Origin of the sequence: Streptomyces sp. NPDC020884 (assembly GCF_044333935.1) — a bacterium.
In the GTDB taxonomy this organism is placed as follows: Bacteria; Actinomycetota; Actinomycetes; order Streptomycetales; family Streptomycetaceae; genus Streptomyces.
This window is the reverse complement of the sequence record NZ_JBIRRY010000005.1, coordinates 224,138-247,781: the sequence shown is the minus strand read 5'-3', so window position 1 is coordinate 247,781 and position 23,644 is coordinate 224,138. Positions and strand designations below refer to the sequence as shown.

22 protein-coding genes are annotated in these 23,644 nt (G+C 70.9%); 7 read left to right on the top strand and 15 right to left on the bottom strand.

Features of this window, described 5'->3' with window-relative positions; genetic code table 11:
- Positions 1-32: 32 nt before the first annotated feature.
- The gene (locus tag ACH4UK_RS17990; RefSeq protein ID WP_398357349.1) at positions 33-890 is read right to left on the bottom strand and encodes an HAD family hydrolase; all 858 of its coding nucleotides are present in this window, start codon (positions 888-890) and stop codon (positions 33-35) included.
- 149 nt (positions 891-1,039) lie between these two features.
- Here ACH4UK_RS17990 and ACH4UK_RS17985 point away from each other — a divergent pair, with 149 nt between their 5' ends.
- Positions 1,040-1,942, top strand: a complete 903-nt coding sequence (locus ACH4UK_RS17985) for an LLM class flavin-dependent oxidoreductase (RefSeq protein WP_398357347.1) — start codon at positions 1,040-1,042, stop codon at positions 1,940-1,942.
- A 29-nt stretch (positions 1,943-1,971) separates the two neighbouring features.
- On the opposite strand, the gene ACH4UK_RS17980 is transcribed toward ACH4UK_RS17985, so the two are convergent.
- From ACH4UK_RS17980 to ACH4UK_RS17965, 4 genes are all read right to left on the bottom strand, one after another.
- A complete protein-coding gene (locus ACH4UK_RS17980; protein WP_398357345.1) occupies positions 1,972-2,514 on the bottom strand; it encodes an RNA 2'-phosphotransferase in 543 nt (180 codons plus the stop codon).
- A 237-nt stretch (positions 2,515-2,751) separates the two neighbouring features.
- Positions 2,752-3,699, bottom strand: a complete 948-nt coding sequence (locus ACH4UK_RS17975; RefSeq protein ID WP_398357344.1) for a MerR family transcriptional regulator — start codon at positions 3,697-3,699, stop codon at positions 2,752-2,754.
- The gene (locus ACH4UK_RS17970) at positions 3,696-5,465 is read right to left on the bottom strand and encodes an SDR family oxidoreductase (RefSeq protein ID WP_398357342.1); all 1,770 of its coding nucleotides are present in this window, start codon (positions 5,463-5,465) and stop codon (positions 3,696-3,698) included. Before ACH4UK_RS17970 ends, ACH4UK_RS17975 begins: the two co-directional genes overlap by 4 nt.
- Positions 5,462-6,322, bottom strand: coding sequence for a M24 family metallopeptidase (locus tag ACH4UK_RS17965; RefSeq protein ID WP_398357340.1), 861 nt, complete (start codon positions 6,320-6,322; stop codon positions 5,462-5,464). The genes ACH4UK_RS17970 and ACH4UK_RS17965 overlap by 4 nt, the downstream gene beginning before the upstream one ends.
- 329 nt (positions 6,323-6,651) lie before the next feature.
- Between ACH4UK_RS17965 and ACH4UK_RS17960 the strand changes: the two genes are divergently transcribed.
- The 5 genes from ACH4UK_RS17960 to ACH4UK_RS17940 all read left to right on the top strand — a co-directional run bounded on the left by ACH4UK_RS17960 (position 6,652) and on the right by ACH4UK_RS17940 (position 11,215).
- Positions 6,652-7,656 carry an ABC transporter ATP-binding protein gene (locus ACH4UK_RS17960; protein WP_398357761.1) on the top strand — a complete coding sequence of 335 codons (1,005 nt, stop codon included), beginning with the start codon at positions 6,652-6,654 and terminating at the stop codon, positions 7,654-7,656.
- Positions 7,646-8,554 (top strand): ABC transporter permease, encoded by a 909-nt coding sequence (locus ACH4UK_RS17955; protein ID WP_398357338.1) that lies wholly within the window; start codon positions 7,646-7,648, stop codon positions 8,552-8,554. The genes ACH4UK_RS17960 and ACH4UK_RS17955 overlap by 11 nt, the downstream gene beginning before the upstream one ends.
- The gene (locus ACH4UK_RS17950) at positions 8,551-9,462 is read left to right on the top strand and encodes an ABC transporter ATP-binding protein (RefSeq protein WP_398357337.1); all 912 of its coding nucleotides are present in this window, start codon (positions 8,551-8,553) and stop codon (positions 9,460-9,462) included. Before ACH4UK_RS17955 ends, ACH4UK_RS17950 begins: the two co-directional genes overlap by 4 nt.
- Before the next feature lie 29 nt (positions 9,463-9,491).
- The gene (locus ACH4UK_RS17945) at positions 9,492-10,211 is read left to right on the top strand and encodes an ABC transporter permease (RefSeq protein WP_398357334.1); all 720 of its coding nucleotides are present in this window, start codon (positions 9,492-9,494) and stop codon (positions 10,209-10,211) included.
- A gap of 308 nt (positions 10,212-10,519) precedes the next feature.
- Entirely contained in the window at positions 10,520-11,215 is a 696-nt protein-coding gene (locus ACH4UK_RS17940) for a hypothetical protein (RefSeq protein ID WP_398357332.1), read from the top strand.
- 68 nt (positions 11,216-11,283) lie between these two features.
- Here ACH4UK_RS17940 and ACH4UK_RS17935 read toward each other — a convergent pair whose 3' ends face one another.
- From ACH4UK_RS17935 to ACH4UK_RS17895, 9 genes are all read right to left on the bottom strand, one after another.
- Entirely contained in the window at positions 11,284-12,099 is an 816-nt protein-coding gene (locus ACH4UK_RS17935; RefSeq protein WP_398357330.1) for an HAD family hydrolase, read from the bottom strand.
- Complete coding sequence (gene serS, locus ACH4UK_RS17930; RefSeq protein WP_398357328.1) at positions 12,096-13,373, bottom strand: serine--tRNA ligase; 1,278 nt, start codon at positions 13,371-13,373, stop codon at positions 12,096-12,098. The genes ACH4UK_RS17935 and serS overlap by 4 nt, the downstream gene beginning before the upstream one ends.
- A gap of 652 nt (positions 13,374-14,025) precedes the next feature.
- Positions 14,026-14,961: a prephenate dehydratase gene (gene pheA / locus ACH4UK_RS17925; RefSeq protein ID WP_398357326.1), complete on the bottom strand. Its 936-nt coding sequence runs from the start codon at positions 14,959-14,961 to the stop codon at positions 14,026-14,028.
- 114 nt (positions 14,962-15,075) lie between these two features.
- The gene (gene efeB, locus ACH4UK_RS17920; protein ID WP_398357325.1) at positions 15,076-16,401 is read right to left on the bottom strand and encodes an iron uptake transporter deferrochelatase/peroxidase subunit; all 1,326 of its coding nucleotides are present in this window, start codon (positions 16,399-16,401) and stop codon (positions 15,076-15,078) included.
- Positions 16,402-16,406: 5 nt separating this feature from the next.
- Complete coding sequence (locus tag ACH4UK_RS17915; protein ID WP_398357323.1) at positions 16,407-18,329, bottom strand: copper resistance CopC/CopD family protein; 1,923 nt, start codon at positions 18,327-18,329, stop codon at positions 16,407-16,409.
- A gap of 14 nt (positions 18,330-18,343) precedes the next feature.
- Positions 18,344-18,790, bottom strand: coding sequence for a copper chaperone PCu(A)C (locus ACH4UK_RS17910; RefSeq protein WP_398357321.1), 447 nt, complete (start codon positions 18,788-18,790; stop codon positions 18,344-18,346).
- Entirely contained in the window at positions 18,787-19,446 is a 660-nt protein-coding gene (locus ACH4UK_RS17905; RefSeq protein ID WP_398357319.1) for an SCO family protein, read from the bottom strand. Before ACH4UK_RS17905 ends, ACH4UK_RS17910 begins: the two co-directional genes overlap by 4 nt.
- Before the next feature lie 44 nt (positions 19,447-19,490).
- The gene (locus tag ACH4UK_RS17900) at positions 19,491-20,231 is read right to left on the bottom strand and encodes a YcnI family protein (RefSeq protein WP_398357317.1); all 741 of its coding nucleotides are present in this window, start codon (positions 20,229-20,231) and stop codon (positions 19,491-19,493) included.
- 147 nt (positions 20,232-20,378) lie between these two features.
- Positions 20,379-21,242 (bottom strand): hypothetical protein, encoded by an 864-nt coding sequence (locus tag ACH4UK_RS17895; RefSeq protein WP_398357315.1) that lies wholly within the window; start codon positions 21,240-21,242, stop codon positions 20,379-20,381.
- Positions 21,243-21,536: 294 nt separating this feature from the next.
- On the opposite strand from ACH4UK_RS17895, the gene ACH4UK_RS17890 reads away from it, so the two are divergent.
- Entirely contained in the window at positions 21,537-22,058 is a 522-nt protein-coding gene (locus ACH4UK_RS17890; protein WP_398357314.1) for an ATP-binding protein, read from the top strand.
- A 42-nt stretch (positions 22,059-22,100) separates the two neighbouring features.
- On the opposite strand, the gene ACH4UK_RS17885 is transcribed toward ACH4UK_RS17890, so the two are convergent.
- Positions 22,101-23,582, bottom strand: a complete 1,482-nt coding sequence (locus ACH4UK_RS17885) for an aminopeptidase P family protein (RefSeq protein ID WP_398357312.1) — start codon at positions 23,580-23,582, stop codon at positions 22,101-22,103.
- Positions 23,583-23,644 lie beyond the last annotated feature (62 nt).

Sequence of the window (23,644 nt, the reverse complement as noted above, 5' to 3'; positions counted from 1 at the left end):
CGGCAGGTGCCGAAAGGTTTCGGCAGAGTCGTTCAGCGGGTCTCCGCACGGGCGGCGAGGATCCGCTCGATGACGATCGCGACCCCGTCCTCCTCGTTGGTGGCCGTCCGGCCCGAGGCGGCGGCCAGCGCGTCCGGGTGGGCGTTGCCCATCGCGAAGGAGGCGCCCGCCCAGCTGAGCATCTCGATGTCATTGGGCATGTCGCCGAAGGCGACCACCTCGGCGGGCGTGATGCCGCGCTCGGCGCAACAGGCGGCGAGCGTGGTGGCCTTGGAGACGCCGAGCCCGCTGACCTCCAGAAGGGCGGAGGGGCTGGACCGGGTGAAGGCGGCCCGGTCCCCGGCCGCCGTACGGGCCAGGGCCAGGAAGGCGTCGGGCGCCAGCTCGGTGTGGTGGGCCAGCAGCTTGAGCACGGGCGCGCCGGCGCCCGGGGCGTCCTCGTGCAGCAGCTTCTCGGCGACGGCCACCGTGGCGCCCGGGTCCAGGTGGAAGGGCGGGTAGGCCGGTTCGTAGTTGATGCCGGTGGTCGTCTCGACGGCGAAGGAGGTGCCGGGGGCCGCCGCGCGCAGGGTGCGCACGACGTGCAGGGCGGCGTCGCGCTCCAGCGGCCGCACGGACAGCAGGGAGCCGTCCGTCCGCAGATCGGTGACCACCGCGCCGTTGGCGCAGATCGCCGTGCCGTGGCTGTGGACGTGGTCCCGTACGACGCCCATCCAGCGGGCCGGCCTGCCGGTCACGAAGAAGACCTCGATCCCGGCCTCCTCGGCCGCGGCGAGGGCCGCGACCGTCCGCGCGGACAGCGTCTTGTCGTCGCGCAGCAACGTGCCGTCGAGGTCGGTGGCGATCAGCCGGGTCACGGCGGGGAGAGGCGCATCGGTCACTGAGGTCACCCGGTCATTCTCGCCCACGAAGGTGCACGGGCGTGCAGAGGGGCGCACATGTGAGTACGGAAGCCGCTGATCTGCGGAAAATTCCTCCGGCATATGTCAACGGTCATCGGATGCCCGCCGGACGCGCGTACGGTCGTAGGCTCGTGGGCATGAGCCTGCGCCTGAGCACCGTGATCCTTCCCGTCCATCGCTGGCACGAGGGCGGTCGCGACCGCTGGCAGCGCGCGGAGGAGCTGGGCTTCCACACGGCCTACACCTACGATCACCTGTCCTGGCGGACCTTCCGGGACGGCCCGTGGTTCGGGGCGCTGCCCACGCTCACCGCGGCGGCGACGGTCACCGAACGGCTGCGGCTGGGCACCCTGGTGACCTCGCCGAACTTCCGCCACCCGGTGACACTGGCCAAGGAGCTGATCTCCCTGGACGACATCTCGGGCGGCCGGATCACCCTCGGTGTCGGCGCCGGCGGCAACGGCTTCGACGCCACCGCCCTGGGCCAGGAGCCGTGGACCCCGCGCGAACGCGCCGACCGGTTCGCCGAGTTCGTCCCGCTCCTGGACCGGCTGCTCACGAAGGACGCGGTGACCGAGCGCGGGACGCACTACGCCGCGGAGGAGGCCCGCAACATCCCCGGCTGCGTCCAGCGCCCCCGGCTGCCCTTCGCGGTCGCCGCGACCGGGCCGCGCGGTCTGAAGCTCGCCGCCCGCCATGGGCAGGCATGGGTCACCACCGGCGATCCCAAGCTGTACGAGAACGGCACTCCGCAGGAGTCACGGGCCGCGCTGCGGGCGCAGGGCGAGAAGCTCGCGGCGGCGTGCGCGGAGATCGGCCGGGACGTCTCCGAGCTGGACCGGATCCTGCTGACCGGCTTCACGCCGGACCGCAACGGCCCGCTGGAGTCCGTGGACGCCTTCGTCGACTTCGCGGGGCTCCACGCGGAGCTGGGCTTCACCGAGATCGTCGTCCACGCCCCGATCCCGGACTCGGACTTCGCCACCGACCCGAAGGTCTTCGAGCGCATCGCGACCGAGGCGCCCGCGCAACTGGCGTAACGGCGGGCCCGGAGAGCGGGGGAGCTCCCTCAGTCGCGCAGCCGCAGGAACTCCGGGGGTACGGCGTCGGCGAGCCAGACGCCGTTGGCGCTGACCCGGAAGACATGGCCGGCGCGGTGCATCGCGCCCGCGTCCACGGTCAGGACGAGGGGGCGGCCGCGGCGGGCGCCGACCCGGGTGGCCGTCTCCCGGTCGGGCGACAGGTGGACGTGGTGGCGGGCCATGGGGCGCAGGCCCTCGGCCCGGATCGCGTCCATCACCCGGGCGACCGTGCCGTGGTAGAGGTACGCGGGCGGTTCGGCCGGCGGCAGGTCCAGGTCGACGGCGACGGTGTGACCCTGATTGGCGCGGATGCGGTCGCCCTCGACGGTGAAGCGGCGCTTGTCGTTGGCGGCGACGGCGTGGTCGAGCTCGGCGCGGGAGAGGGCGAAGCCGTGCCCGGCCGCGGCGCGCAGCAGCTCGTCGACCGCCACCCAGCCGTTGTCGTCGAGGGTGAGGCCGATGCGTTCCGGCTGATGCCGCAGATGCTTCGAGAGGTACTTGGACACCTTGACGGTGCGACGTTCGTCCATGGCGTCAGAGTGCCCGTGGCGAGCCGGTCGCTGCATCCGTATTTCGTCTCGTCGCTTCGTCTCGTCGCTTCTTCGGCCTTCCCGGCTTGTGGGCTTTCCGTTCGGTCGGCCCTTCGTCCTATCGGCTCTTCGTTCTTTCGCGCTTCCCCGCTTCTTCTTCTCCATCAGGTTTGATCCACAGTCAACTCGGGTTATCCACAGGCTATTTAGCGATTCTGTGGACAACGAGCTTGACATTCATAGGCTTTCGGCTATTTCGCCCTCTTTGAGGTGTATTGAAGCGAGATGGTCCAACGTGCGTGTCTGGAGCTCCCGTTCGGTGGCCGCCGCGACGAATGCGGCCACCTGCTCCGCGCCGACCAGATCCTGAACTGCCCGCGCTGTCCTGGACGGAAGCAGGACGGGCCGGGTCGCGCCCTCCTCGATCGGGGCGTCCTCCGCGCCGAGATGGTGATGCAGGTGCCGGGTGGCGAACGTCCTCATGGCGCGGGCCAGTTCGGCGTCCACCGTCTGCTGGGCGAGCGGCCGCAGACGGCGCACCAGGGAGGCCGCCTCGGCCGCGTCGGTGTCGGTCGGCGGACTGTGGCCGAGATAGCGGGCGAAGACGTGCTCCGTGGTGAACTCCAGGAAACGGGAGGCTATGTGTTCCATCTGGCCGCGAAGTTCCCGCAGGTGGCCGGAGATCGCCGGCAGTGGGACGCCGGCGGCGTGCAACTCGACCGCCACCGCCAGCTCTTGCGGGCTGGGCACGAGAAACTCGTCGTCCCGCCCGGGAACCCGCTCCAGCACGCCGAGCGCTATCGCCTCGGCGATGGCCTCGTCGTCCTGCCGGCCGCCGAACTTCGCCTCCAGCGCCCGGCGGCTGATCCGGTCGGCCTCCTCGTCCGTCCACGGGCCGTGCACCTCCGCGACGAGGCCGAGCACCCCGCCGAGCCCCCGTCCCGCGTCCCAGGCCTCCAGCAACTCCTTGATGCTGGCCAGGGTGTAGCCCCGGTCGAGCAGCTCCGCGATCTGCCGCAACCGGGCCAGATGGGTCTCCCCGTACACATTGGCCCGGCCGCGCCGCTCGGGCGTCGGCAGCAGCCCCCGGTCCTGATAGGCGCGGATCGTGCGCACGGTGGCCCCGCTGGCGTGGGCCAGGTCCTCGATCCGGTACTCGGCGGCCCCGGCTCCCGCGCCGGTCACAGCGGAGGCTTCAGCCGGGCGACGGAGCGCAGGGCTCCGGGGCTCAGCCGGGACAGCAGCCGGGCGCCGCGCGCCTCCGGGGTCACCGGCACCACGGCCTGATTGCGCACCACCGCCCGCAGGATCGCGTCGGCGACCTTCTCCGGGGGGTAGTTGCGCCGCCCGTAGAGCCGGCTCGTCCGCTTCTGCAGCCGCTCCTCCTCCGCCGCGTCGGCCCCCGCGAATCGCGTGGTGGCGGTGATGTTGGTGTTGACGATGCCGGGGCATATCGCGCTCACCCCGATCGACTTCTCCGCCAGCTCGGCCCGCAGGCACTCGCTGAGCATCAGCACGGCCGCCTTCGACGTGCTGTACGCGGGCAGCGCCCGGGAGGGCTGGAAGGCGGCGGCCGAGGCCGTGTTGACGATGTGGCCGCCCTGGCCGCGGTCGGCCATCTGCTTGCCGAAGACCCGGCAGCCGTGGATGACTCCCCACAGATTGACGTCGAGGACCTTCTTCCACTCCTCGCTCGTGGTCTCCAGGAAGGAGCCGGAGAGCCCGATCCCGGCGTTGTTGACCAGGACGTCGACGATGCCGTACTCCGCGGCGACCCGGGCGGCGAGCTTCTCCATCGCGGCCTCGTCGCTGACGTCGACCGCCTCGCCCCAGGCCGCCGGCGCCCCGATCAGCCGTGCCATCTCCGCGGTCCGGACCGCCCCCTCCGCATCGCGGTCCACGGCCACGACCCGGGCGCCCGCCTCGGCGAAGGCGAACGCCGTGGCCCGTCCGATCCCGGAGGCCGCGCCCGTCACCAGGACCAGCTGACCGCCGAACCGCTGTGCGTAGGGCCCCTTCGCCGCCTGCTGCACGGGCGCGCCGTCCCGCCCGGCGGACTCGTTCGCCGTGACGAACTCCTCGATCCAGGAGGCCAACTGGTCCGGCCGGGTACGGGGCACCCAGTGCTTGGCCGGGATCGAGCGGCGTACCAGCGTGGGGACCCAGTCCTCCAGCCCGTCGTAGAGCCGCTTGGAGAGGAAGGAGTCCCCGGTCGGCGTGATCAGCTGGACCGGTGCGTGGGCGTAGGCGTCGGCGCGGGGCCTGCTCAGCCGGGCGCGGACGTTGTCGCGGTAGAGCCAGGCCCCGTGCGCCGCGTCGTCGGGCAGGGAGGCGGTGGGGTAGTCGCCCGCGGGCACCTTCTCCAGCCGCTCCAGGATCCGCGGCCAGCGCTTGCCGAGCGGCCCGCGCCAGGCGAGCTCGGGCAGGACCGGCGTGTGGAGCATGTACACGTACCAGGATTTCGCGCCCTGACCGAGCAGCTGGCCGACCCGGCGCGGGGTGGGGCGGGTCATCCGGCGCTTGATCCAGTGCCCGAAGTGGTCCAGGGACGGGCCGGACATCGAGGTGAAGGAGGCGATCCTGCCCTCGGTCCGGCCGACCGTGACGAACTCCCAGGCCTGGACGGACCCCCAGTCGTGGCCGACCACATGCACCGGCCGGTCCGGGCTGACCGTGTCGATCACGGCCAGGAAGTCGTCGGTTAGCTTCTCCAGGGTGAAGCCGCCGCGCAGCGGTTTCGGGGCGGTGGACCTGCCGTGCCCCCGCACGTCGTACAGCACCACGTGCCACTGCTCGGCCAGCCGCACGGCGACGTCCGACCAGACCTCCTTGCTGTCCGGATAGCCGTGGACCAGCACCACGGTCGGCCGGCCCGCGTCGCCCAGCTCGGCGACGCACAGCTCGACGCCTCCCGTACGGACGCGTCGTTCACGCGCATGGGACAGATTCACGCCGCCACCTTCTCCTCGGCCCAGCGCCGCACATGCGGCAGATCGTCGTCCAGCCAGAAAGCGCTCTGCTCGGGGTCCTTGGAGTCGGTGACGACCAGGATCTCCTCGAACTTCGCGCCCGTACCCCGGAATCCGAGGTGGGGTTCGACCGCCCACAGGCCCGGTTGCGGCGGGTGGTCGGAGAAGCGGTAGGGGCTCCACAGCGGCGACCAGCCGTCCCGGTGGCCGTGCAGGGCGTCGCTGACCAGCCCCTTGAGGGACTGGGTGCCGAAGCCGAACACCTGCGGGGACCAACGCCGTTCGGCGACGCGGTCGACCTTGTGGGCGATCACGCCGAAGGGATAGGCCCGGTGTCTGTTCGCGTATCCCTGGGTGGTCATGAGGCGTTCGACGTCCTCATAGATCTCGCGCAGCGAACGGCGCTCGCGCACCTCCCGCAGGATCAGCTCGCGGTGGGCCTCCAGATCGGCCAACAGCCTGTCGTGCAGCGGATTGAGGCCGAGGCACCCCGCATACCCGACATCGGCGGTGAATCCCTTGTACACCGGGGCCATGTCGAGGATGAACGGCATGCCCGGCTCCAGCTTCCGGTCGGTGGGGAAGAACTGCAACGGCACCTTGAACCCGGCGAACGCCGTGCGGTCCCCGAACCAGGCGAACGGGAGGTGGAACCAGTCGCGCACGCCCCGCTCGCGCAGCCAGACGCGCTGCATCCGGGCCGCCTCGCGCTCGGTCACCCCCGACCGCAGCTGGCCGGCGACCGCCTCCGCGCAGGCATAGGCGAGGCGCTGAACTTCTCTGAACCCCCGCAGCTCCGGGGTGATTTCGTCCTGCACTGCCGAGGCCATGCCGGTCATGCCACCGTCCGTTCCCTGCCGTGTGCGGTACGTGCCCGTAACGTGACACTGATGAATGTGACAATGTCCGGCGGCTGCGTCAAGAGGTCTGCACGGCCTGTGGACAACGGCGGGCGCCGACCTGTGGACAACCCCCGGAACTCGCTCCCCGGAGGCACCCGGCCGCGCTGCCCGTCCCGGAGTTCCGGCCTCGTCCTTCCCGGGGTCCCCCTACGGGCGCGTACGTCTGGAGGCTGACGCGGATCCAACCGTCAGGGCTGACGACCCCTGTGGGCAGCGCCACTAACGTCATTTCCGTGACAGCCGTAATCGCTACCGAAGCCCTGAGCATGCGGTTCCCCCGGGTGACCGCGCTTGACCGGCTCACGTTGGACATCGGACCGGGTGTGACCGGTCTGGTGGGTTCCAACGGAGCCGGCAAGTCCACACTGATCAAGATCCTGCTGGGTCTCTCCCCCGCCACCGAAGGCCGGGCCGCAGTGCTCGGGCTCGACGTCGCGACCAGCGGCGCCGCCATCCGGGAACGGGTGGGATACATGCCCGAGCACGACTGCCTGCCGCCCGACGTCTCGGCGACCGAGTTCGTCGTGCACATGGCCCGCATGTCGGGGCTGCCGCCCACGGCCGCCCGCGAGCGCACGGCGGACACCCTGCGCCACGTCGGCCTGTACGAAGAGCGCTACCGCCCCATCGGCGGCTACTCGACCGGCATGAAGCAGCGGGTGAAGCTGGCCCAGGCGCTGGTCCACGACCCGCAGCTGGTCCTGCTCGACGAGCCGACCAACGGCCTCGACCCCGTCGGCCGGGACGAGATGCTCGGCCTGATTCGCCGCATCCACACCGACTTCGGCATCTCCGTGCTGGTGACCTCGCACCTCCTGGGCGAGCTGGAACGCACCTGCGACCACGTCGTCGTCATCGACGGCGGAACGCTCCTGCGCTCCAGCTCCACCAGCGACTTCACCCAGACCACCGCGACCCTCGCGGTCGAGGTGACCGACAGCGACACCCACCCCGACGGCACGGGCGCGCTGCGCAAGGTCCTCACCGACGCCGGGGTCACGCTCGTCGGCCTCGACGGGATCGACACCGAGGGGCTGCCGGGCGCGGGCCACATCCTGCTGATCGAGGCGGCGGGCGAGGAGACGTACGACCTGGTCCGCGACAGCGTCGCCGGGCTCGGGCTCGGCCTGGTCCGCATGGAACAGCGCCGCCACCACATCGCCGAGGTCTTCCGTACCGAACAGGGCGGGGCGCGGAACACCGCCGCCCCGGCCGTGGCCGCCACCGCCGGGGCCCTGCAGCAGAAGGGGAGCGGTCGCGATGAGCACTGAGACCGGGACCGCGGCCGGGCGCGACGCCTCCCGGATCCACAACATCGGTTACCGCTCCTACGACGGACCGCGGCTCGGCCGGGCCTACGCCCGCCGCTCCCTGTTCTCGCAGACCCTGCGGGGCTCCTTCGGGCTGGGCCGTTCCGCCAAGTCCAAGGTGCTTCCCATGCTGCTGTTCGGCGTGATGGCGCTGGTCGCGGCGATCCTGGTGGCGGTCTCCATGGCCGCGCCGGACGCCAGCAAACTGGTGGTCGAGTACACCTCGTACGCGATCTACCTCCAGGCCGTCATCGGCCTCTTCATCGCCGCCCAGGCACCTCAGGCGGTCTCCAGGGACCTTCGCTTCAAGAGCGTCCCCCTCTACTTCTCGCGGCCCATCGAACGCGCCGACTACGTGATGGCGAAGTTCGCCGCCACGGCCGCCGCGCTCTTCATCCTCACCGGTGCGCCCCTGCTCATCCTCTATGTGGGCTCTCTGCTGGCGAAGTTCGACTTCGCCGATCAGACCAAGTGGTTCGGCCAGGGGCTGGTGTCGGTGGCGCTGTTGTCCGTGCTGTTCGCCGGGCTCGGGCTCGTGATGGCCGCCCTGACCCCGCGGCGCGGCTTCGGCGTCGCCGCGGTGATCGCCCTGCTGACCATCACCTACGGAGCCGTCTCCACGGTCCAGGCCATCGCCTGGGAGACCGGGTCGGAGGGGGCCGTGCAGTGGCTCGGCCTCTTCTCGCCGATCACGCTGATCGACGGCGTCCAGACCGCGTTCCTCGGCGCGACCTCCGCCTTCCCCTCCGGGGAAGGCCCGGGAGCCGGCGCCGGCGTGGTCTACCTGATCGTTGTTCTCGCGCTCGTCGCCGGCTCGTACGCCGTCCTGATGCGCCGCTACCGGAGGGTCGGGCTGTGACCACCATCGAGATCGACCACACCTCGCGCTGGTTCGGCAACGTGGTCGCCGTCAACGACGTCTCCATGACCGTGGGGCCCGGCGTCACCGGACTGCTGGGTCCGAACGGCGCCGGAAAGTCCACCCTCATCAACATGATGGGAGGCTTCCTCGCCCCTTCGACGGGGAAGGTCACGCTCGACGGGCGGCCGATCTGGCGCAACGAGGCCGTCTACAAGAAGATCGGCATCGTCCCGGAGCGGGAAGGGATGTACGACTTCCTCACCGGCAAGGAATTCGTCGTCGCCAACGCCGAACTCCAGGGTTTGGGCGGGGCCGAGGCGCAGAAGGCGCTCGCCACGGTACAGATGGAGTACGCGCAGGACCGCAAGATCTCCACGTACAGCAAGGGCATGCGCCAGCGCGTGAAGATGGCGTCCGCGCTGGTCCACGAGCCCTCGGTGCTGCTCCTGGACGAGCCGTTCAACGGGATGGACCCGCGCCAGCGGATGCAGCTGATGGAACTGCTGCGACGCATGGGCGCCGAGGGGCGCACGGTCCTGTTCTCCTCCCACATCCTCGAAGAGGTCGAGCAGCTGGCCTCGCACATCGAGGTGATCGTGGCGGGCCGTCATGCCGCGTCCGGCGACTTCCGGAAGATCCGCCGGCTGATGACGGACCGGCCGCACCGCTACCTGGTGCGCTCCAGCGACGACCGGGCCCTCGCGGCCGCGCTCATCGCCGACCCGTCCACGGCGGGCATCGAGGTCGACCTGACCGAGAAGGCGCTGCGCATCCAGGCCGTCGACTTCGGGCGGTTCACCGAACTGCTGCCGAAGGTGGCCCGTGAGCAGGGCATCCGGCTGCTGACCGTCTCACCGTCCGACGAGTCCCTCGAATCGGTCTTTTCCTACCTCGTAGCGGCCTGAGTAGTGGCCTGAAAGGAGCTGTGCACCTCATGTACGACCCCACAGTCGCCCGGCTCACCTACCGGGCCCTGCTCGGCCGGCGCCGGGCCGCCATCCTGTTCGTCCTGCCCGCACTGCTGCTGATCATCGCCGCTGCCGTGCGCATGTTCGCCGGAGCCGACGACCAGATCGCCTCGGACGTCCTCGGCGGCTTCGCCATCGCCACGATGGTGCCGCTGATCGGCGTGATCGCGGGCACCGGGGCGATCGGCCCCGAGATCGACGACGGCTCGATCGTCTACCTGCTCGCCAAGCCGGTGAAGCGGCCCACGATCATCTTCACCAAGCTGATCGTGGCCATCGCGGTGACCATGGTGTTCTCCGCCCTGCCGACGCTCCTCGCGGGCCTGATCCTCAACGGCAACGGGCAGCAGGTCGCCGTCGCCTTCACCATCGCGGCGCTGGTCGCCTCGATCGCGTACAGCGCCCTGTTCCTGCTGCTCGGCACGGTCAGCCGACACGCGGTGGTCCTGGGCCTGGTGTACGCGCTGGTCTGGGAGGCCCTCTTCGGCAGCCTGGTGCCCGGCGCCCGGACGCTCAGCGTCCAGCAGTGGTCCCTGGCGGTCGCCCAGAAGGTCGCGGGCGACGGCGCGGTGACCTCGGACGTCGGCCTGCCGCTCGCCACGGTCCTGCTGGTCGCGGTCACGGTCGCCGCCACCTGGTACGCGGGCCAGAAGCTGCGCACGCTGAAGCTGGCGGGCGAGGAGTGAGGCTTCCGGCCTGAGCCCCGTGCGCCTCGACGACCCCCGCCCTTCCGGAAGGGCGGGGGTCGTCGTATGACCGGACAGGCGGACAGGTGTGCGCGTGACCGTACGTTTATCGGGTCGTTGAGCAGGGCGCGTGGAGGCAACTGGAATCCGTGGCGTCGTAGCGATCGTGAAATCGGGGAGTGCCGGCACCGGGTGAGGCTCAGCCCACCGGACCGGTCATCGAGTGAGTGGCAACCGTGAGCGTCCTCCACCCCTGAAGCCCGGGGTATGGGCCGTCCTCGTCATTCCCTCGTACGAAAGGCACACCCATGCCCACGGAAGTCGCCCTGCTCGAATCGCGCGCGCTGCGCGGGGAGCAGATCGGGCGCGTCGACGTCCTCGACAAGGTGAAGAGCCTGGTCATGCTCCCGGACGGAATTCACGTTCGCACAGAGGACGTGGCTCGTTACTTCGAAGTATCCACAGAGACCGTGAAGAAGGTGATCCAGCGGCACCGGGCGGAGGTCGAGGAGAACGGTCTCACTCTTCTGCGCGGCTCTGAGCTGCGGATCTTCCAGAGGGACATGTTGTCCCTATGGGAGGTGGAGCAGGGCGAAAGTTATCCACAGGCTGCCACGCAGCTGACCCTCTACACCCGCCGAACCGTCCTCAACGTCGCCCTGCTTCTTCGCGACAGCGACATCGCCCGATGCGTGCGTACGTATCTCCTGGACGCCGAGGAGGACCTGCGCACCCGGTACGCCTCCCTCGACCAGCGCGTCACACGGATCGAGAGCTGCCTCACCGGCGTCGGCAGCGCGCTCCAGGAGCTGGGGCCGGTGCTGGTGCGGATGTCGGAGCGGCTCGACAGTCTGGACCGGAAGGTGGAGGTGACCCACCAGGTGATCGGGGCGATGAGTCTGCGGCTGACGGATGTGCAGCAGGACGTCGTGCGCCTGGACGGGCGGCTGGACTCCTTCGCTCGACAGCTGAAGGAACTGCGCCGCCGTAGCGTGCAGCGCTGACACCGGCGGCCCGGCACCGTGGGAGACGGTGCCGGGCCGCTGTCGCGCTCTTCGGTGGTGGGCGGCCTCTACCGCACGGGCGCCGAGCGGAGGAGCTCCTCGAGCACCACCGCGATGCCGTCCTTCTCGTTGGAGGCGGTGACCTCGTGGGCCACGGCCTTCAGGTCGTCGTGGGCGTTGGCCATGGCCACGCCGTGCTGCGCCCAGCCGAACATCGGGATGTCGTTCGGCATGTCGCCGAAGGCGATCGTGTCGGCCGCCTTCACGCCGAGCCGGCGGGCGGCCAGCGAGAGGCCGGTGGCCTTGCTCAGGCCCAGCGGCAGGATCTCGACCACGCCGGCCCCGGCCATGACCACGTCGACCAGGCTGCCGACGGCCGCCCGCGCGGCGAAGGCCAGTGCGTCGTCGTCCAGCTCCGGATGCTGGAGGTAGACCTTGTTGAGCGGGGCGGTCCACATCTCGGCGGCGTCGTCCACGAAGACGTACGGCAGCGGCCCTTCCTGCACCCGGTAGCCGGGGCCCACCAGCACCTCGCCGTCCAGGCCGTCACGGCTGGCCGCCAGGTGCAGCGGGCCGACCTCCGCCTCGATCTTGGACAGCGCGAGACCGGCGAGCTGCCGGTCCAGGGTCAGCGAGGTCAGCAGCTTGTGCTCGCCCGCGTGGTAGACCTGCGCGCCCTGACCGCAGACCGCGAGCCCCTCGTAACCGAGGTCGTCCAGGATGTGCCGGGTCCAGGGGACGGCGCGTCCGGTGACGATGATGTGCGCGGCGCCGGCCTCGGTGACCGCGGCCAGGGCCTCGCGGGTGCGCTCGGAGACCGTGCCGTCGTCACGCAGCAGTGTGCCGTCGAGATCGGTGGCGACGAGCTTGTAGGGGAAGGTCACTTGGCGACCGGTTCCAGGACCTCGCGTCCGCCCAGGTACGGACGGAGCACCTCGGGCACCCGGACCGAACCGTCGGGGAGCTGGTGGTTCTCCAGGATCGCCACGATGGTGCGCGGTACGGCGCAGAGGGTGCCGTTCAGCGTGGCCAGCGGCTGGACCTTCTTGCCCTCGCGCATCCGGACGGACAGGCGGCGGGCCTGGAAGCCGTTGCAGTTCGACGCGGAGGTCAGCTCGCGGTACTTGCCCTGGGTCGGGATCCACGCCTCGCAGTCGAACTTCCGCGAGGCCGATGCGCCGAGGTCGCCGGTGGCGACGTCGATCACCTGGAAGGGCAGCTCGAGGCCGGTGAGCCACTGCTTCTCCCAGTCCAGGAGCCTGCGGTGCTCGGCCTCGGCGTCCGCCGGGTCGACGTAGGAGAACATCTCGACCTTGTCGAACTGGTGGACCCGGAAGATGCCGCGGGTGTCCTTGCCGTACGTGCCGGCCTCGCGGCGGAAGCACGGGGAGAACCCGGCGTACCGCAGGGGCAGCTTGTCGGCGTCGATGATCTCGTCCATGTGGTACGCGGCGAGGGGTACCTCGGAGGTGCCGACCAGGTAGTAGTCGTCCTTCTCCAGGTGGTACACGTTCTCCGAGGCCTGGCCGAGGAATCCGGTGCCCTCCATGGCGCGCGGGCGGACCAGCGCCGGGGTCAGCATCGGCACGAAGCCGGCCTCGGTGGCCTGCGCGATCGCCGCGTTGACGAGGGCGAGCTCCAGGAGCGCGCCGACGCCCGTGAGGTAGTAGAACCGCGAGCCGGAGACCTTGGCCCCGCGCTCCATGTCGATGGCGCCGAGCGCCTCGCCGAGCTCCAGGTGGTCCTTGGGCTCGAAGCCCTCGGCGCCGAAGTCCCGGACGGTGCCGTGCGTCTCCAGGACGACGAAGTCCTCCTCGCCGCCGACCGGCACGTCCTCGTGGACGATGTTGCCGAGCTGGAGCAGCAGCCGCTTGGCGTCCGCGTCGGCCTCGTCCTGGGCGGCGTCGGCCGCCTTGACGTTGGCCTTGAGCTGTTCGGCCTTCTTGAGGAGCTCGGCGCGCTCCTCGGGGGTGGCCTTGGGGATCAGCTTGCCGAGCGACCTCTGCTCGGCGCGGAGTTCGTCGAAGCGGACGCCGGACGACCTGCGCAGCTCGTCGGCGGAGAGCAGGGCGTCGACGAGGGCGACGTCCTCTCCACGGGCGCGCTGGGAGGCGCGAACACGGTCGGGGTCCTCACGGAGCAGGCGAAGGTCAATCACCCCTCCAGGCTACCGGTGCGCGGTTCTCGCACTCGAACCGATATCGCCAAGCGTGTCACTATGACCGAATTGCCGGAATTGATATTTCTGGAGAGGAATCACGGATGACGTCGGCGTCGAGGAGGCGGGAAGGGCGTCAATAACGGCGGTTAACTCCCCTGAACAGGGCAGAGGGTGCGGTTCACCTTGACGTACCGACCTTGGGCGGGGCGGGAGTTGGGAGCGTGTCGGCCGCCGTTGTCCACAGGGGGTTCGATGTCGGAATAGTTATCCACAGGCTGTGTGGAAGTTCTGTGGATGCCGGATGGCATTGTTCCGGAGGTCGGGCGAAGGCCCGTGGGATCTGCACCCAAACCCGTCCCGCGTGCTCATTCGGGTGGGAATGCGTCGCCCCAAAGAGTTGATCAAGGGAATTGAGCTGACACATGGCGACTCGTGTCGCCTCGCGGTTCTGTGGACGGCTCTGGGGCGACTGGATTGATTTGTCGACGATGTCGCATTGCGGTGTCGACTTGTCCCCAGGTCGAGAGCCCCCCTGTGGATAACTCTCCGGAGGGCGTGACTATCTGTAGATCGCACCGCTGCGGAACGCACGAGGAGGTGCGAGGAGGCTCCCGGCAGCGCTCGCGCCGGGCTCTCTCCCGCTCTTCTCTCAGATCCGGCCGTCCTGGCTGCGCGCCAGCCAGTCGGAGGCCTCCGTGAACGCCGAGTCCGACGTGCCCGCCCGCAGCGGCCTGACATCCTCCGGGGAGACGCCCGCCCGCGGGTACGAGCCGAGGAACCGCACATTCGGGCTGATCCGCTTCAGCCCCATCAGGGCCTCCCCGACCCGCCGGTCCGCGATATGTCCCTCCGCGTCCACGGCGAAGCAGTAGTTGCCGATGCCCTCGCCGGTCGGGCGGGACTGGATCAGCATCAGGTTGACGCCGCGCACCGCGAACTCCTGGAGCAGCTCCAGCAGGGCGCCGGGGTGGTCGTCCCCCAGCCGGATCACCACGGAGGTCTTGTCCGCGCCGGTCGGAGCGGAGGGCCGGGCGGGACGCCCCACCAGGACGAAGCGGGTCTGGGCGTTCTCCGCGTCGTGGATCTCCGTCACCAGCGGCTCCAGGCCGTAGGTGGCGGCGGCGAACTCCCCGGCGAACGCGGCGTCGTACCGGCCCTCCTGGACCAGCCGGGCCCCGTCCGCGTTGGACGCCGCCGACTCCCAGAGGGCGCCCGGGAGGTGGGTCGCCATCCAGTTGCGCACCTGTGGCTGGGCGGCCGGATGCGCGGTGACCGTCTTGATGTCCGACAGTTTGGTCCCGGGCCGCACCAGCAGCGCGAAGGTGATGGAGAGCAGCACCTCGCGGTAGATCATCAGCGGTTCCCCGACGGCCAGCTCGTCGAGCGTCGCGGTGATACCGCCCTCGACGGAGTTCTCGATCGGTACGAGCGCTGCCGCCGCCTCGCCGTTGCGCACGGCGTCCAGAGCGGCCGGTACGGACACCATCGGGACGAGTTCCCGGGTGGCGGCTTCCGGGAGCGTACGGAGGGCGACCTCGGTGAAGGTGCCTTCGGGGCCGAGATAGGCGTAGCGCGTGGCTGACATACGGTCACCCTAATGCGCCCCGGGAAGCCCGCCTCGCTGTCTCAGAATGCGATCGGGAGCCCGCGGGCAGGCGGGCCAGTCCCCGGGGCGCTCCCGGCCGGGGCGGGCGGCTCCCTACGCCTCCAGGAGCCGCTGTCCCACGTACTCCCCCTCCGCCGCCCCGCCCGGGACCGCGAACACCCCGCTCGCCTCGTGCCGGAGGAACGGCGACAGCGCGTCGCCCCGGTCGAGCTTGCGCTGCACCGGCACGAAGCCCCGGAACGGGTCCGCCTGCCAGCAGACGAAGAGGAGCCCGGCGTCCGGAGCACCGTCCTCCGCGATGCCGTCGTGGTACGAGAACGGGCGGCGCAGCATGGCGGCCCCGCCGTTCTTCTCGGGCGAGGAGATCCGGGCGTGCGCGTTGTCAGGGATCACGAGCCTGCCGTCCGGACCCGCCTTGTCGAGGTCCATCTCCGTGGTCTCGGTCCCCCCGCTCAGCGGCGCCCCGTCCGCCTTGCGCCGTCCGATGACCCGCTCCTGGCGCTCCACCGGGAGCTTCTCCCAGTCGTCCAGAAGCATCCTGATCCGGCGGACGACGGCGTACGAACCGCCCTCCATCCACTCCTGCGGGTCCTTGGGGGACGCCGGGACGAAGACGCGACGGTCGAAGTCCTCGTCGGCCGGCTTCGGGTTGCCGGTCCCGTCGATCTGGCCCATCAGATTGCGGGCGGTCATCGGCCGGGCGGTGGCGCCGGGGGTGCGGTTGAAACCGTTCATCTGCCACCGCACCCGTGCCGCGCCCGCGGCCTCCTTCTGAAGGGCCCGCAGCGCGTGGAAGGCGACCAGCGCGTCGTCCGCGCCGATCTGCGCCCAGAGATCGCCGTCGGACCGCTCGGCGTCCAGATGGTCGGAGGAGAACGCGGGCAGCGGGTCGAGCGCGGCGGGCAGGCGGGCGGTCAGACCGGTGCGCGCGAAGAACGTACGGCCGAAGCCGAAGGTGACGGTGAGGGACGACGGCCCCGCGTCCAGGGCGATACCGGTGTCGTGCCCGGGACCGTCCGGCCCGCCCGCCGCCGGGCGGCCCGCCATCAGCTCCTTCGCCACCGCCGACCAGCGCCGCAGCAGCGCCGCCGCCTCCTTGCGCCCCGCGCCCGCCACCAGGTCGAAGGCGACGAGATGACCCCGGGCCTGAAGCGGAGTGGTGATCCCCGGTTGATGTTTCCCGTGAAACATCGCCTCGGTCGATCCGACGGTCGTCAGCGCGGCCGGTTCGGCGGGGCGGGTGGCGGCGTATCCGGCGGCCCCGCCCCCGGCCCCCAGCACCAGCCCCGTGGCGCCCGCCGCGCCCGCGGTGCCCAGCAGCCGACGCCGCGATACGCCGCCCCCGGCGCCGTCGCTGCCGCTACCGGGGGAGCCGGTCGTGGCGGTCGCGTCCGGGGCCTGCTTCTTGGTCTTGCTCACTGTGCTCAGCCGATCTTCGCGTTCTTGTCGATGGTGACCTGGTCGATGTCCGACGTCCGTACCGTCACGTCGACCTTCCAGTCCCCGGCCATCGGAATCTGTACACCGCTCGCCGACCAGTGCCCCTCGGCCAGCCGGTCCGGGACGACCGGCAGCGGGCCGATGTCCTTCGACTCCAAGGTGAGGGCCAGCTTCAGCTCGGGGACGTCCATCGGCTTGCCGTCGCTGCCGTCGATCCACACATGCAGCTCGTTGGAGCCGGTGCCGCCGGGATCGATGTCGATGCGGACGGTGCCCTTGCCGTTCTGGCCGCCGGTGTCGAACGGCATGCTCAGGTTGACCGGGCCCCCGGCTGCGGGAGTGGCCGCCGCGCTGGCGCCTGTCGCGGCCTCCTCCTCCGTACGGCCCGGTTCGGTGGAGGTCAGCAGGGTCGTGACGGCCAGCAGGACGACGGCGACGGCCGCCTCGGCCAGGACCGAGCGGCGCAGTCCCGAGCGCTCCGGGTCGGCGTCCCGTATCCGCTTCTTCTTCGTCGAGGTCAGGACGGCCCGCTGACGGGCCAGTTGGGCGGCGCGCTCGGGGTCCACGTCGGCCGGAGCCTCCTCGGGCCCGGTCGCGTCCTCGTCCTCCTCGGCACCCTTCTCCTCGGCGGCGACCGCCGTGTCCGTCAGCCGTCCCGTCCAGCGCCGGGAGAACCAGGCGACCGCGAGCAGGACGCCGATCAGCGCCACCTTGAGGATCAGCAGCTGCCCGTAGCGCGTCCCGGTCAGCGCCGACCAGGAGCCGACCTGCCGCCAGGACTGGTAGATGCCGGTCGCGGTCAGGACCACGACGCTGCCGAAGGCGACCGCGGAGAAGCGCCGTACCGCGGCGCTCCCGATGTCCGGGGTCCGGTACAGCGCGACCAGGAGCGAGGCGAGTCCGCCGAGCCAGGCGGCGACGGCCAGCAGGTGCGCCACGTCCACCGGCATGGCGATGGACGCCTGGATGCCGGTCGAGGCGTGCTCGGACATCGCCCAGGTGGCGGCGATGCCCGCCGCGACGACCCCGCCGCCGGCGGAGAGGCCGAAGGTGATGTCCTTCTTCTCCCGTTCGTCCTCGCGCCGGGCGTAGGTGCCGAACAGCACGGCGATGAACAGGGCGGCGGCCCCGAGCAGCAGCAGCCGGGAGACGAGGGCGGCGCCGGGCTTGGTGTCCAGGACGGACTGCAGTCCGGCGAGGTCGAAAGCGTCGGCGAACTTCCCGCTGCCGGTGTACGGGTTGCGCAGCAGCAGCATGACCAGGGTCGCCGCGGTCAGCGTGAGCCAGCCCCGGACCACGAGCCGCTGCATCGGCAGGGCGGTCGCGCCGCGCTGCCAGCAGACCAGGACGAACGCGCTGCCACCGACGAGCAGGACGAACCCGCCGTACGCGGCGTACCGCGCGATGTCGTAGACGACGCCGACCGGCCCGCCGCCCGCCTCCTGGGAGGGCACGGACACCGTGGTCTCGGACGGGGCGCCGATGGAGAAGGTGAAGGCGCCGGAGATCGGATGGCTGTCGGCCGAGACGGCCTGCCAGGCCACCGTGTAGGTGCCGTCCGGCAGCCCGGTGTGGAGGGAGACGCCGTACCGGACGGTGCCGCCCTCGGACAGATCGCGCGGCTCGGCGCCGGTGTCGGCGCGCTTGCCGCTGGGGTCGAGGACCCGGATGGAGTCGTCGCCCACGGCGATGGCCTCGGAGAAGCTGAGGCTGACCTCCTTGGGCGCGGTGTCCACCACCGCCCCGTCCTGCGGGTCGCTCCCGGTCAGGGCGGCGTGCGCCGACGCCGGGCCCGCGCCGGCCAGCAGCAGCCCGAACACCAGGCTGACGAGGGCGGCGAGGAGCGCGGCGGCGGCCAGGGGCCGGCGTATCGGGGGCGGTCCGGCGTACGGGGCGGTGGCAGACATGTGGGTTCAGTCCCTCACTGCTTCTTCGGGTTGTGGGTGGTTTCCTTCACCGGCAGGTCGACCGTGATGGGGTCGGCCTTCTCGAAGTGCAGCTCGATGGAGACCTTCTCGCCCTGCTTGGGCTTCTGCTTGAGCTTCATGAACATGATGTGGTTGCCACCGCGTTCGAGATCGAGCTCGCCGTTCGCGGGCACCTCGAAGGAGGAGACCTCGCGCATCTTCTGGTTCTTCGTCTCATGGATCGTGACGTCGTCGGAGAGCGGACTGGTCACCGAGGTGAGCCGGTCCCCGGTCCCGCCGCTGTTCTGTACGACGAGGAAGCCCGCGGCCATGTCGCTGACGGGCTGCGGCAGATACGCGTCGACGACCTTCAGTTCCGGCTCGCTCTCGGAGGAGCACCCGGCCAGCGTCAGCCCCACGGTCAGGGCGAGGACGCCGGCGAGAGCCGGTCGGCGGTTCACGGAGTCGCTCCCTCGATGAGCTCGGGGAGGTCCTTCGCGTACTCCTCGGCGCTGGTGTCCTCGCCGTAGAGCACATACCCCTCGTCCGTCTTCGGGGAGAAGGCGATGACCTGGGCGCCGTGCATCGAGACGACGGTGCCGTCCTTCTCCTTCTTCGGCGCGTCGATGCCGATGCCGATCTGCCGGGCCCCGGCCTGGATGGTCGGGAAGTCGCCGGTGAGTCCGGTGAAGGTGGGGTCCTGGGCGGAGAGCCACTTGCCGAGCGAGGCGGGGGTGTCGCGCTCGGGGTCGGTGGTGACGAAGACGACCTGGAGCTTGTCCTGGTCGGCCTTGGGCAGCTCCCGCTTGGCGAGGGAGATGTTGCTCATGGTCAGCGGGCAGACGTCGGGGCAGTTGGTGTAGCCGAAGTAGATGAGCGTCGGCTTGCCCTTGGTCGCCTCGCGGAGGTCGTACTCCTTGCCGTGGGTGTCGGTGAGGACGAGATTCGGCTTGGTGAACGGCTGGTCGAGGACGGTCGCGGCCTTGTCCTTCGGCGCGGCGCTGACGTCGGCGATGGACGAGGAGCCCGCCTTGTCGTCACCGGTGCCGCAGGCGGAGAGGGCCAGTGCGGCCGCGGCGGCGAACGCCACGGCCGTCACTGCTTTTCTGTTGCGCATGAAAGAGGTGTCCTGAACGTGGTGCGGGTGAGGGAAGCGGCCGGTCAGGCCGAGCGGCGACGGCCGGCGAGCACGCCGTAGGCGATGCCGCCGATGCCGATGACGATGCCGATGATGCCCAGGGTGCGGGCGGTGGTGTCGCTGGAGGAGGAGGACGCGGCGGTGCCGGTCTCCTTGGACGACGTGTCGGCGGCCTTGTGGTCGTCGGCCTCCTTGGCGTCGGCGGCCGCGCCGCCGTGGTGGTCCTCGGCGGCGGCGGTCAGCTTCAGGACCGGGGCCGGGCTGTCGGGCTCGTCGCCGCCCGCCGTGGGCTCCTCGATCCAGCGGACGACTTCCTTGTTGTCGTACGTCTGGATCGCCTTGAAGACGAGCTGGTCGGCGTCCTCGGGAAGCGCGCCGACGGAGACCGGGAACTGCTGGAAGTAGCCGGGGGCGATCTCGCTGTCGTCCGCGGTCCAGGTCACCTTGGAGACGGCCTCGGTGATCTTCTTGCCGTGCACCTCGAGAGGCTTGTCGAGCTTGCTCTTGTCGATCGTGATCTTCCAGCCGGGGACGGCCTGCGGGGTGACGGACGACAGCGGGTGGTCGGCCGGGAAGTTCACTTCGAGCTTCACCGTCGAGGCCTGGTCGCGCTCGTTGGGGACCTTGAAGTTGAGCGTGGCGTATCCGCCCTTGGCGGCCTCGCCGACCGGCTGGACGCTGACGTGGGCGGCGGCCGGGCCGGCGATCAGCAGGACGGTGGACGCGGCGACGCCACCGGCGAGGGCGATACGGGAAAGCTTCATGGCAGGAATCTCCACAGGGAAGCGGAACACGGTGGTCCGGCGCGCGAATGCGCGACGGCATCACGACACCTCGGGGTCCCGTTCCGCGGGAGGTCGCGCACACGGAGGTGCGCGGACGGCCCGTGCGGGGGCGGTGGAGGCGTCGTGTCAGGCTGCGAGGGCGTACGGGGCCGGAGGCCCGCGCCTGATCACCAGGTGCTGCAGAGGATCCCCGGCGGCCGGGACCGGGACGTCGTCGTGCTCGCGCGGAACGCGCGGCCGGGCCGTGAGCTGCTCGCGCCGCCCGGCCCGCAGGGCGCGGACGAGGGCGAGTGCGGCCCGCAGGGACCGCAGCCGGGCCCCGGCCGCCAGCGCCTGGGCGCTGTGGGCGGAGAGCCGGGCCAGCCGGAAGAGGGCGATCTCGCCGCGCCGCAGCAGCCAGCCGGTGGCGAGCGCGACGAGGACGTGGGCCAGGAACATCGGCAGGCTCGGCAGCAGCGCGGACACCGTGGCGCAGACCGCCGCGATGCCGGACGCGCCGTCCGGAACCGCCGGCGCGGCCGCCTGGGCCGCCCCGGCCCCCGCGCCCGCCGCGAGATGACCGTGGCCCTGTGTGAGCGAGGACGGGTCGATGCCCGCGGACGAGACGATGCGGTGGGCGTCGGCCGCGTTCAGCTGCGCCGGTCCCGCGCCGCACACGAGCCCGGCGGCGAACCGGATGAGCGGGTTGTCGCCGCCCCCGGACGCGCCGGCCGGGGCGCTGCCGTGACCGCCGTACGAGAAGAGGACGTGCAGGAGGATCTGTCCGCCGCCCAGCGCGCCCACGATCGACGGAAGCGAACGCTCGCGCCCGGCGAGGACCGTGGCGACCGCCAGGACGCCGAGGAATCCGGCGAGCAGCGTCCACCCGGGGACGGCCGCGCCCGCGGCGAAGACGTGCCCGGCCGCGGACAGCACGACGCAGGCCGCGGTGAACACCGCGGCCCTCATGAACCGCAGACCGGCTCCGGCGCGTGCAAGAGGCGTGGACATGGCCGAGACATCATCGCACTGCACCCCCCTGCGCCGTACGGCAGGTCCGGAAGATCAGGCTCCGTCCCCAACCGCGCTTGTTGCGCCTGTTCGTGGGGGATGTACGGAGCGGGGGCGCCCGCCCCAGGTCACCGGAGAAGACCCCCGGTGACCTGCCGCCGGGCGGGTCCATACACCGGGCGGCCGAATATCCACATCCGCCGAATGAGGGCTCTCTCACCCGATCCGTGCTTACGAAGTGCCGAGGGCGGCAATACGTATCGATACGTCGAGCCGCAGCCAGGAGGCTGAAAGATGAGCATCTGGTGGTCTCTCCATTTGCGGCGCGAAGCTGCGAGCGTTCCGCTCGCCCGTCGTTTTCTGCTCGGCACCATGGAAACCGCAGGGGTGGATCCGGACATCTCCTTCGACCTGTCGGTCGCGCTCAGCGAGGCTTGTGCGAACGCCGTCGAACACGGCGGCGATCGGACGGGGCTCGGGGAGCCGGAGGATTCCGGGTACGGACGCCCTGCCGCGGACTCCGGGCAGTACCGGGTCACGGCTTATCTGGACGGCGAGAAATGCCGTATCGAGGTCAGTGACTCGGGGCCGGGCTTTCCCGCCCGCCGCGCGCTTCGCCCAGCCGCGCAAACAGAACAGCAACCCGTCCACCCCGACCCCGCGCCACGCGCCGCCGAAGCCGAGAGCGGCCGGGGCCTCGACCTCATCGAGCAGCTCTCCGACCACGTCCAGTTCGGCAACCGGCCGGGCCACGGCGCGGTGGTGAGCTTCGACAAGGTCCTGAAATGGCGCGAGGGCGCGCTGCTCACCGTGTAGTGAGCGGCGCGCCCCGCGCGGTGTTCCGTCGTACGGGAGGGATCAGCCCTTCAGCCGGGCCATCCACGCCTCGACCTCGTCCGAGCGGCGCGGCAGCGTGTCGGAGAGGTTCCGGTTGCCGTCCTCGGTGACGAGGATGTCGTCCTCGATCCGGACGCCGATGCCCCGGTACTCCTCGGGCACGGTCAGGTCGTCGGCCTGGAAGTAGAGCCCCGGCTCGACCGTCAGGCAGACGCCCGGCTCCAGGGTGCCGTTGACGTACGCCTCGGTGCGCGCGGCGGCGCAGTCGTGGACGTCCATGCCGAGCATGTGACCCGTGCCGTGCAGGGTCCAGCGACGCTGGAGGCCCAGCTCCAGGACCTTGTCCACGGACAGGTCGCCGAGCAGGCCCCACTCGACGAGCTTCTCGGCGAGCACGCGCTGCGACGCGTCGTGGAAGTCGCGGTAGTCGGCGCCGGGCTTCACGGCGGCGATGCCCGCCTCCTGGGCCTCGTACACCGCGTCGTAGATCTTGCGCTGGAGCGGGGTGAACGTGCCGTTGATCGGCAGGGTGCGCGTCACGTCGGCGGTGTAGAGGTCGTTGGTCTCGACCCCCGCGTCCAGGAGCAGCAGCTCGCCCGCGCGGACGGCGCCGTCGTTGCGGACCCAGTGCAGGGTGGTGGCGTGCGGGCCCGCGGCGCAGATCGAGCCGTAGCCGATGTCGTTGCCCTCGATGCGGGCGCGCAGGAAGAACGTGCCCTCGATGAAGCGCTCGCTGGTCGCCTCGGCCTTGTCCAGGCTCCGTACGACGTCCTCGAAGCCGCGCGCGGTGGCGTCGCACGCCTTCTGCAGCTCGGCGATCTCGAAGGCGTCCTTCACCAGACGGGCCTCGGAGAGGTAGACGCGCAGCTCCTCGTCGCGCTCCGCCGTGACCTTGTCGGTGAGGGCGGCCTCGACGGACGCGTCGTGCCCGCGCACGCCGCGGACCGGGCCGGTGGCCTCGGTCAGCGCGGCGGCCAGCTCGCGGACGTCCTTCGCGGGGATGCCCAGCAGCTGCTCGGCCTCGGTGAGGGAGTGCCGGCGGCCGACCCACAGCTCGCCCTGGCCGTCGAGCCAGAACTCGCCGTTCTCCCGGTCGGAGCGGGGCAGCAGGTAGATCGTCGCTTCGTGGCCGCCCTCGTCGACCGGCTCCAGGACGAGCACGCCGTCCTGGGTCTGGTCGCCGGTGAGGTACGCGTACTCCGTGGAGGCGCGGAAGGCGTATTCGGTGTCATTGGAGCGGGTCTTCAGGTTGCCCGCGGGGATGACCAGGCGCTCGCCGGGGAAGCGGGTGGAGAGCGCGGCGCGTCGGGCGGCGGTGTGCTCGGCCTGGGCGATCGGCTGAAGGTCGTGCAGTTCCGTGTCGGCCCAGCCCGACTTCATGTTCTCGGCGAGCTCGTCGGAGACGGCCGGGTAGAGGCCGTTCTTCCGCTGCTTGACCGGTTCCGCTGCTTCGTTCTCTTCGGTCTCCTGCTCCGGGTTCTCCGGGATGAGCTCCTCAGACACGATTTGTCTCTCCTTGATACGACACTGGACCGTCACCCATCGTACGGGCGTACGGAAGGGGG